5 protein-coding genes are annotated in these 6,880 nt (G+C 75.7%); 2 read left to right on the forward strand and 3 right to left on the reverse strand.

The window, feature by feature from the left end; genetic code table 11:
- Nucleotides 1-424 precede the first annotated feature (424 nt).
- Nucleotides 425-757, forward strand: coding sequence for a hypothetical protein (locus AAHZ94_RS25665; protein WP_349995591.1), 333 nt, complete (start codon nt 425-427; stop codon nt 755-757).
- 60 nt (nt 758-817) lie between these two features.
- Here the strand turns inward: AAHZ94_RS25665 and AAHZ94_RS25670 are convergent, their stop codons facing one another.
- The 3 genes from AAHZ94_RS25670 to AAHZ94_RS25680 form a co-directional block, all read right to left on the reverse strand.
- On the reverse strand, nt 818-3,835 hold the full coding sequence (locus AAHZ94_RS25670) for an AAA family ATPase (protein ID WP_349995593.1): 3,018 nt from the start codon (nt 3,833-3,835) through the stop codon (nt 818-820).
- Nucleotides 3,832-5,109: an exonuclease SbcCD subunit D gene (locus AAHZ94_RS25675; protein ID WP_349995594.1), complete on the reverse strand. Its 1,278-nt coding sequence runs from the start codon at nt 5,107-5,109 to the stop codon at nt 3,832-3,834. The genes AAHZ94_RS25670 and AAHZ94_RS25675 overlap by 4 nt, the downstream gene beginning before the upstream one ends.
- Before the next feature lie 460 nt (nt 5,110-5,569).
- Nucleotides 5,570-6,208, reverse strand: a complete 639-nt coding sequence (locus AAHZ94_RS25680) for a YigZ family protein (protein WP_349995595.1) — start codon at nt 6,206-6,208, stop codon at nt 5,570-5,572.
- Between the two features lie 160 nt (nt 6,209-6,368).
- Here AAHZ94_RS25680 and AAHZ94_RS25685 point away from each other — a divergent pair, with 160 nt between their 5' ends.
- Nucleotides 6,369-6,788, forward strand: coding sequence for a CoA-binding protein (locus tag AAHZ94_RS25685; protein ID WP_349995597.1), 420 nt, complete (start codon nt 6,369-6,371; stop codon nt 6,786-6,788).
- The last annotated feature ends 92 nt before the right edge of the window (nt 6,789-6,880 follow it).

Consider the following 6,880-nt stretch of genomic DNA (forward strand, 5'->3'; position numbering starts at 1 on the left):
CCCCCCCCGATACCAACACCGGGCGCCGCGGGGGTCGCGTCAGATGTGGATACCACACCGGGCGCGGGGGGGGCCCCCGGCCACCTTGGGGCCCTCTCGGCCCCGTCCACATCGCTGGGGCCCCGCCCGTACCGGCTCGGCTCTGCTCGCATCCGCTCAGTCCTGCCCGTATCGCTTCGGCCCTGTCCGTGCTGGTCGTCCGGCCGCGCTTGCGTCGTCCGGCTGTCCCCGGAGGGCGGGCCGTCCCGTACGCGTACGGGCCAGGCGCGACGGCCACTCCTCCGCCCGGTGGAGGAATTCACCAGGGCCCGCACCCCCAGCGACGGCCCGCCGCGGCCCGCCGCCGACCGCCGCCGACCGCCGATGTCAGACCCCCGTGCCATGCTCGGTATCGACCCAGAGGCCATGCGGGGAGGGGCGTGCGGTGCGTGCGGAGTACTACGTTGCGGACAGCGCGGACGGCGATCACATCGACGATCCGTCCGAGGACGCGCTGTACCTGCTGTTCGGCGACCTCAACGCCACGGACAACAGGATCGTCCACATACGGCCCGTTGCGGGCGCGGCGACTTGGCAGGTGTCCGTGACGCTCCGGGGCCCGGGGCGGTACGAGGTGGTGCGGCGCGACGCCGCCCGGGGCGAGCACGCCGCCGACGTCGTCACCGACATCGGGCACCTGGCCCAGGACCTGACGCGCTGGCTGGCGGCCAGGGACACGCCGGGGCCACGGCCGGGACGGGCCGGCGGCGTCAGCTAGCAGCGGCCGGCCCGGCGAGGCGCGGCCAACGCGGTCCCGGTCGAAGGCCCGTCCGGCCAGTCAGCCGTTCAGCCGGTGCCTGACCACCGAGCCCGCCCTGCCCTTGCCCACCTCAAGTTGGGTGGGGATGCGTTGGCGCAGGTCGGCGACGTGGCTGACGATGCCGACGGTACGGTCGCGTTCGCGCAGCGAGTCGAGGACGTCCAGGACCTCGTCCAGGGTCTGTTCGTCGAGGCTGCCGAAGCCCTCGTCGATGAAGAGGGTGTCCAGGCGTACGCCGCCGGCCTCGTCGGTGACGACGTCGGCGAGGCCGAGGGCGAGGGCCAGGGAGGCGAAGAAGGTCTCGCCGCCGGAGAGCGTCGCCGTGTCACGTTCGCTGCCGGTCCAGGCGTCGATGACCTGGAGGCCGAGGCCGGCCCTGCCGCGGCCACTGGTGCGGGCGTCGGAGTGGACCAGCGTGTAGCGGCCGGCCGACATGCGCTCCAGGCGGGTGCTCGCGGCGGCGGCGACCTGTTCCAGCCGGGCGGCCAGCACGTAGGACTCCAGCCGCATCTTGCGTTCGTTCTCGGCCGAGGTGCCGGCGGTCAGGGAGGCGAGCGCGGCGACCCGGTCGTACTCGGCGCGCAGCGGGCCGAGCGTGCGGGCGGCGCGGGTGGCCCGGGTGGAGAGTTGGTCGAGTTCGGCGCACCGGCGCTGGGTCGCGGCCTCGCGGGCCGAGGCGTCGCGCAGGCCCTGGGTGGCGCTCGCCCGGGCGGCCTCGGCCGCCGCGAGGTGGGCCGGCGGCTGCTCGGCCGCGGCCAGGCCGGCCGGGTCGGCGAGTTCGGCGGCGAGCGCGGCCTCTTCGGTCTGCCACTGCTCCAGGGTGTCTTCGAGCGCGGCCCTGCGGGATGCGTCGAGCACGGCGTCGGCGGCGTCCGCCGCGGTCGCAAAGCCGGCCCGGTGGGCGGCTGCGGCCAGCCGGTCCTCGGCGTCGCGCAGCCGCTCGGCCGCGGCCCGGGCGGCAGCGGTCGCCTCCACGGCGTCGGCGAGCAGCGTCGCCTGCCGGTCGAGCCGGTCGGCGCGGTCGGCGATGGAGCCGGCGTCGCCGGCTGCCTCGGCCACCTCGGCCCGCAGCCCGGCGAGTTCGTCGGCGAACGCCTCACGGCGCGAGGTGCGGGCGGCGCAGCGGCGTTCGGCGTCCTCGCGCTGGGCGCGGCGCTGCTCGTACTCGCGCTCGGCGCGGTCCAGCTCCTCCCTGGCGGCGTGCGTGCGGGCGCCGGCGGCCTGGGCGATGGCGTGTTCGCGCCGCAGGTCGGCCAGGGCCGTGGCCAACTCGGCGGTCGGCGCATCTCCCGCGCTCGCGGTCGCCGCGGCCCGCGCCGCATCGCCCGCGGCGAGTTGCGCGTCGGCCTCCTCGCGTACCGCTTCGTCCTGTTGGAACGCGGTGTGCGCCGCTTCCTCGGCCGCCCGGTCCACGTGGCCTGCGCCGGCGCGGGCGGGCTCGGGGTGGTCGGCGCTGCCGCAGACGGCGCAGGGCTCGCCGGGGCGCAGCGCGGCGGCGAGTTCGGCGGCGATGCCGCGCAGCCGGCGTTCCTTCAGGTCGAGCCAGTGGGTGCGGGAGGCGGTGGCCCGTTCGGCGGCGTGCTGCCGCTCGGTGCGCAGGGCGCTGCGGCGTTCGGTGAGCCGGTCCCGTTCGGTGGCGGCCTCCAGGGCGTGGGCGGCGGGCTCGATGCGGGCCGCCAACTGGTCGGCGCGGGCTGCTCCGCTCTGGCCTGCTTCGATGCGTTGTTGGTGGCCGTGGCGGCGCTCGGTCCAGCCGGTGAGCCATTCGGCGGACTCGGCGATGATCTCCTCGTCGGCGCGGAACTCCCGGTCCAGGGCGTGGAGTTCGCTTTCGATCTGTTGGGCCCGCTGTTCGGCGCGGCGGGCCGCGGCCAGGGCGCCGATCTCCTGGCGGCGCTGCCGCTCCAGGGACGCGAGGTGCTGCCCGTCGGCCGTGGCGAGCGAGGCCGGCAGGTGGGTGCGGCTGCGGGCGTCGGCGGCCCGGGCCGCGTGGTGGTCGCGGTCGGCGGCCCGGCGCAGTTCGATGGCGGGGGTGACGGCGTCGGCGGCGCGGGCGCGGCGCAGCCGTTCTCTGGCGCGTTCGCGTTCCGGGGCGCGGCCGGCCAGTTCGGCGGCGCGGGCGGTGGCGTCGGCGTACCGACGCTGGCGGCGGTCGAGTTCGGCGACCTCCTCGGCGCGGCGGTCGGCGTCGGCGTGTGCGGTTTCGGCCGCGCGGAGGGCGGCCAGCGCGATGTCGCGCCGTTCGCAGGCCCCGCTGCGGGCCATGGCGGCCCATTCCAGTACGGCGCCGGTCAGTCCTGGTTCGCCGGCGCTGAGGTCGGGCAGCGGCTGCTGGCGCGTGTCCGCGTACGAGCCGGCTTCCTGTGCGATCCGGTGGGCCAGGCGCAGGAGTTCTTCGTCGCCCTGGACGACCCGGCGCTGGGTGCGGCGCCGGCGTTCTGCCAGGTGTTCTTCGACGGCGGCGAAGCGGCCGGTGTCGAAGAGCCTGCCGAGGAGTTGGCCGCGGGCCTGGTCGTCGGCGCGCAGGAAGCGCGCGAAGTCGCCCTGGGGCAACAGCACGACCTGGCAGAACTGTTCGCGGCTCATCCCGAGGAGTTGGCCGATCTCCTCGCCGACCTCCTGGTGGGAACGGCTGAGCGGCTTCCACTCCGGGCCCTGCGGCCCGCTGCCCACGTGTTCGCGCAGCAGCGTCTGTGCCTTCTCGCGGGTCATGCCGTCGCCGCGCTTCTTGGGGCGCAGTTGCTCCGGGTGGCGGGTGATCTCCAGGCGGCGGCCGGCGACGGTCAGTTCGAGCAGCACGCTGGTGGGGGTGTTGGCTGCGGCGTGGTGGCTGCGCAGGCTGAGCGCGCTGCCCTGGCGGGCCCCGGGGACGGCCCCGTACAGCGCGTAACAGACGGCGTCGAGTACGGAGGTCTTGCCCGCGCCGGTCGGCCCGTGCAGCAGGAACAGGCCGGCGGCCGACAGGGCGTCGAAGTCGATGTCGTGGCTGCCGGCGAAGGGGCCGAAGGCGGTGACGGCGAGTCGGTGCAGCCTCATCGGACGGCCTCCTGCTGGTCGTCGGCGCCAGGCCGGGTGCCGGGGGCGCGCATGCCGGGCACCTTGGTGCGGCCGGCGCCCACGGTGTCCTTGCCTTCGGTACGCGCCGCCTCCCCCGCCTCCTCCTGGTCGGTCGCGACGCGCACCGCGTCGAACACGTCGCCCAGTACGGCCCGCTCGGCGTGGTCGGCGCCGCGCCCCGGGCGCACGTGGGCCACGAAGTCCTCGGCGACCTGCTGGTCGGTCCGGCCGCGCAGCCGTTGGGCGTACGAGGCGTGGGCGTCCGTCTCGCTGCGCTCGGGTGCGAAGACGAGGCTGAGCAGGTGCGGGAAGCGGCGCGCGAGCCGGGCCATGGGCTCGCGGGGGCGGGCGGGGTCGGTGAGGGTCGCTTCCACCCAGGACTCCTCGTACAGCTCGTGCCGCGGGTCGGTGAGCAGGTCGTCGAGCCGGCCGGTGATGCGGGCCAGCGGCCGGGGCACCGGGCAGTCGATGCGCTCCGCGCTCACGGAGCCCGCCGCGTCGAGGTCGATGAGCCACATGGACTTGCGGTGGTTGACCTCGGAGAAGGAGTAGGCCAGCGGGGAGCCGGAGTAGCGGACGCGGTCGGAGATGCGCTGGCTGCCGTGCAGGTGGCCGAGGGCGACGTAGTCCACGCCGTCGAAGACGGCGGCGGGGACGGCGCTGACGCCGCCGACGGTGATGTCGCGCTCGCTGTCGCTGCCGGTGCCGCCGGCGACGAAGGCGTGGGCGAGGACGACGGACCTGGTGCCGGCCGGGCGGTCGGCGAGGTCGGCCCGCACCCGGTCGAGCGCGGCGCCGAGCACGTCGGTGTGCCGGGCCCGGGCGGCGCCGACGGCGGCCCGGGCGAGGGAGGGCTCCAGGTAGGGCACCCCGTAGAAGGCGACGTCGCCGTGCGCGTCGGGCAGGACCACCGGTGTTCCGCAGCGTGCCGGGTCGGTGTGCAGGTGGATGCCGGCCTGCTTGATCAGCCCGGAGGCGACGCCGAGGCGGCGGGCCGAGTCGTGGTTGCCGGAGATCAGGATGGTGGGGACGTTGCCGTGGGCGAGTTGGTGCAGTGCGTCGTCGAACAGTTCGATCGCGGCCAGCGGCGGCACCGCACGGTCGTAGACGTCGCCGGCGACGAGGACGGCCTCCACTTCGCGCTCGTGGACCGTGCGGACCAGGTGCTGGATGAAGGCGCGCTGGGCTTCGAGCATGCTCACCCGGTGGAAGGAGCGGCCCAGGTGCCAATCGGAGGTGTGCAGCATTCTCACGTGGTCGCCCCGCCCCGCATGTCGCTCCCCTTCCGCCTTCGACCGCCGGCCGGGCCCCGCTGACCGACCGCTACCGCGCCGGTGCCGCTGCGTGTCCGACCCCTCACCCGACACAGTTTTCCATCCCCGCCCGACAGTGATGACGGGAGGGCCCGTACGCGGCTGCGGAGGGGCCGCCCGGCGAGGGCGCTGCGGTCGCCGGAGCGCTGGCGCCACGGAGGGTTGCCGTTACGGAGCGTTGCCGTTACGGAGCGCTGACGCCGCGGGGCGCCGCCGTCTCAAGACCGTGCTGCCATGGAGCCCCGCGCCGGGAGGGCACTGGCACTACGGTCGCGGCGCCACCGTAGTCACGGGACGCTGCCGCCACGGGACGCCGCGGCCGTGGTCCGCGGCGGGCGCGGCACCGCGCCCCTGGAGCACCGCGACCCTGGAGCACCACAGCCGGGGAGCACTGCCCCCTTCACGCGCCATGGCGCGCCTCTCCGTACGCCTCGCCGCCGATCTCCAGGCGTGCGGTGCCCGCCGTGCTGTCTGCGAGCCAGGCCCGGAACGCCTCGACCTCCGCGTTGGGCAGCCCCACCTCGATGGTGACGCCCTCGCCGTACGTGACCTCCCGTACGGCGCGGCCCATGGCCCGCAGGTCGTTCTCCAACTTGCCGGCCCGCTGGTGGTCGGTGACGACGGTGACCAGCCGGAACCGTTGCCGCACGACCGTGCCGAGCGTGTCCAGCGCCTCTCCGACCACGCCGCCGTAGGCGCGAATGAGGCCGCCGGCGCCCAGTTTCACACCGCCGTAGTAGCGGGTGACGACGGCCGCCACGTAGCGCACCTCGCGGCGGACCAGCATCTGGAGCATGGGGACGCCGGCCGTGCCGCCGGGTTCGCCGTCGTCGCTGGCCTTCTGCACGCCGCCGTCGGCGCCGATGACGTAGGCGAAGCAGTTGTGGGTGGCGGTGGGGTGCTCGCGCCGGATGCGGGCGATGAACTCCTGTGCCTCGCTCTCGCTCGCCGCGGGCGCCAGCGCGCAGCGGAAGCGGGACTTGTTGATCTCGACCTCGTGCACGCCCTCGCGGGCGACCGTGCGGTACTGCTCTGCCATTCGGCCAGCCTATGCCGCCGGTACCGGACTCCTGCGCGCCGGACGGCCGAGCGTCAGCCTGGGCGAGCTGCACGGGCCGCGAGGGGCGACGGAGGGTAGCTGGCAGCGCTGCCCGTACGGACGGTGGGAATGGCGACCGGACGGGGCGGGTTGAGCGGGCATGAACGCAAACGACGAGACGATCCGCGCGATTCTGCGGGACGCCGGCGACACCTGGGCCGTGGTCGGCCTCTCCCGCAACACGGACCGGGCGGCCTACGGCGTGGCCCGGGTGCTCAAGGAGTTCGGCAAGCGCATCGTGCCGGTCCACCCCAAGGCGGAGTCGGTGCACGGCGAGCCCGGGTACGCCACGCTCGCCGACATCCCCTTCCCGGTCGACGTGGTGGACGTCTTCGTGAACTCCGCACTCGCCGGTGCGGTCGCCGACGAGGCGGTGGCGATCGGCGCGAAGGCCGTGTGGTTCCAGCTGGGTGTCGTCGACGAGCAGGCGTACGCGCGGACCCGGGCGGCGGGCCTGTCCATGGTGATGGACCGCTGCCCGGCGATCGAGATCCCCCGCCTGGACGCCCTGCGCGGTTGACCGCGGCGGGGCGGGCCCCCCCCGCGGCCCCCCCCCCGCGCGCCCGCCCCCCCCGCCCCCCCCCCGGGCGCGCGGGGGGGGGGGGGGGGGGG

It is taken from the genome of Streptomyces sp. HSW2009 (assembly GCF_040240285.1).
GTDB lineage: Bacteria > Actinomycetota > Actinomycetes > Streptomycetales > Streptomycetaceae > Streptomyces.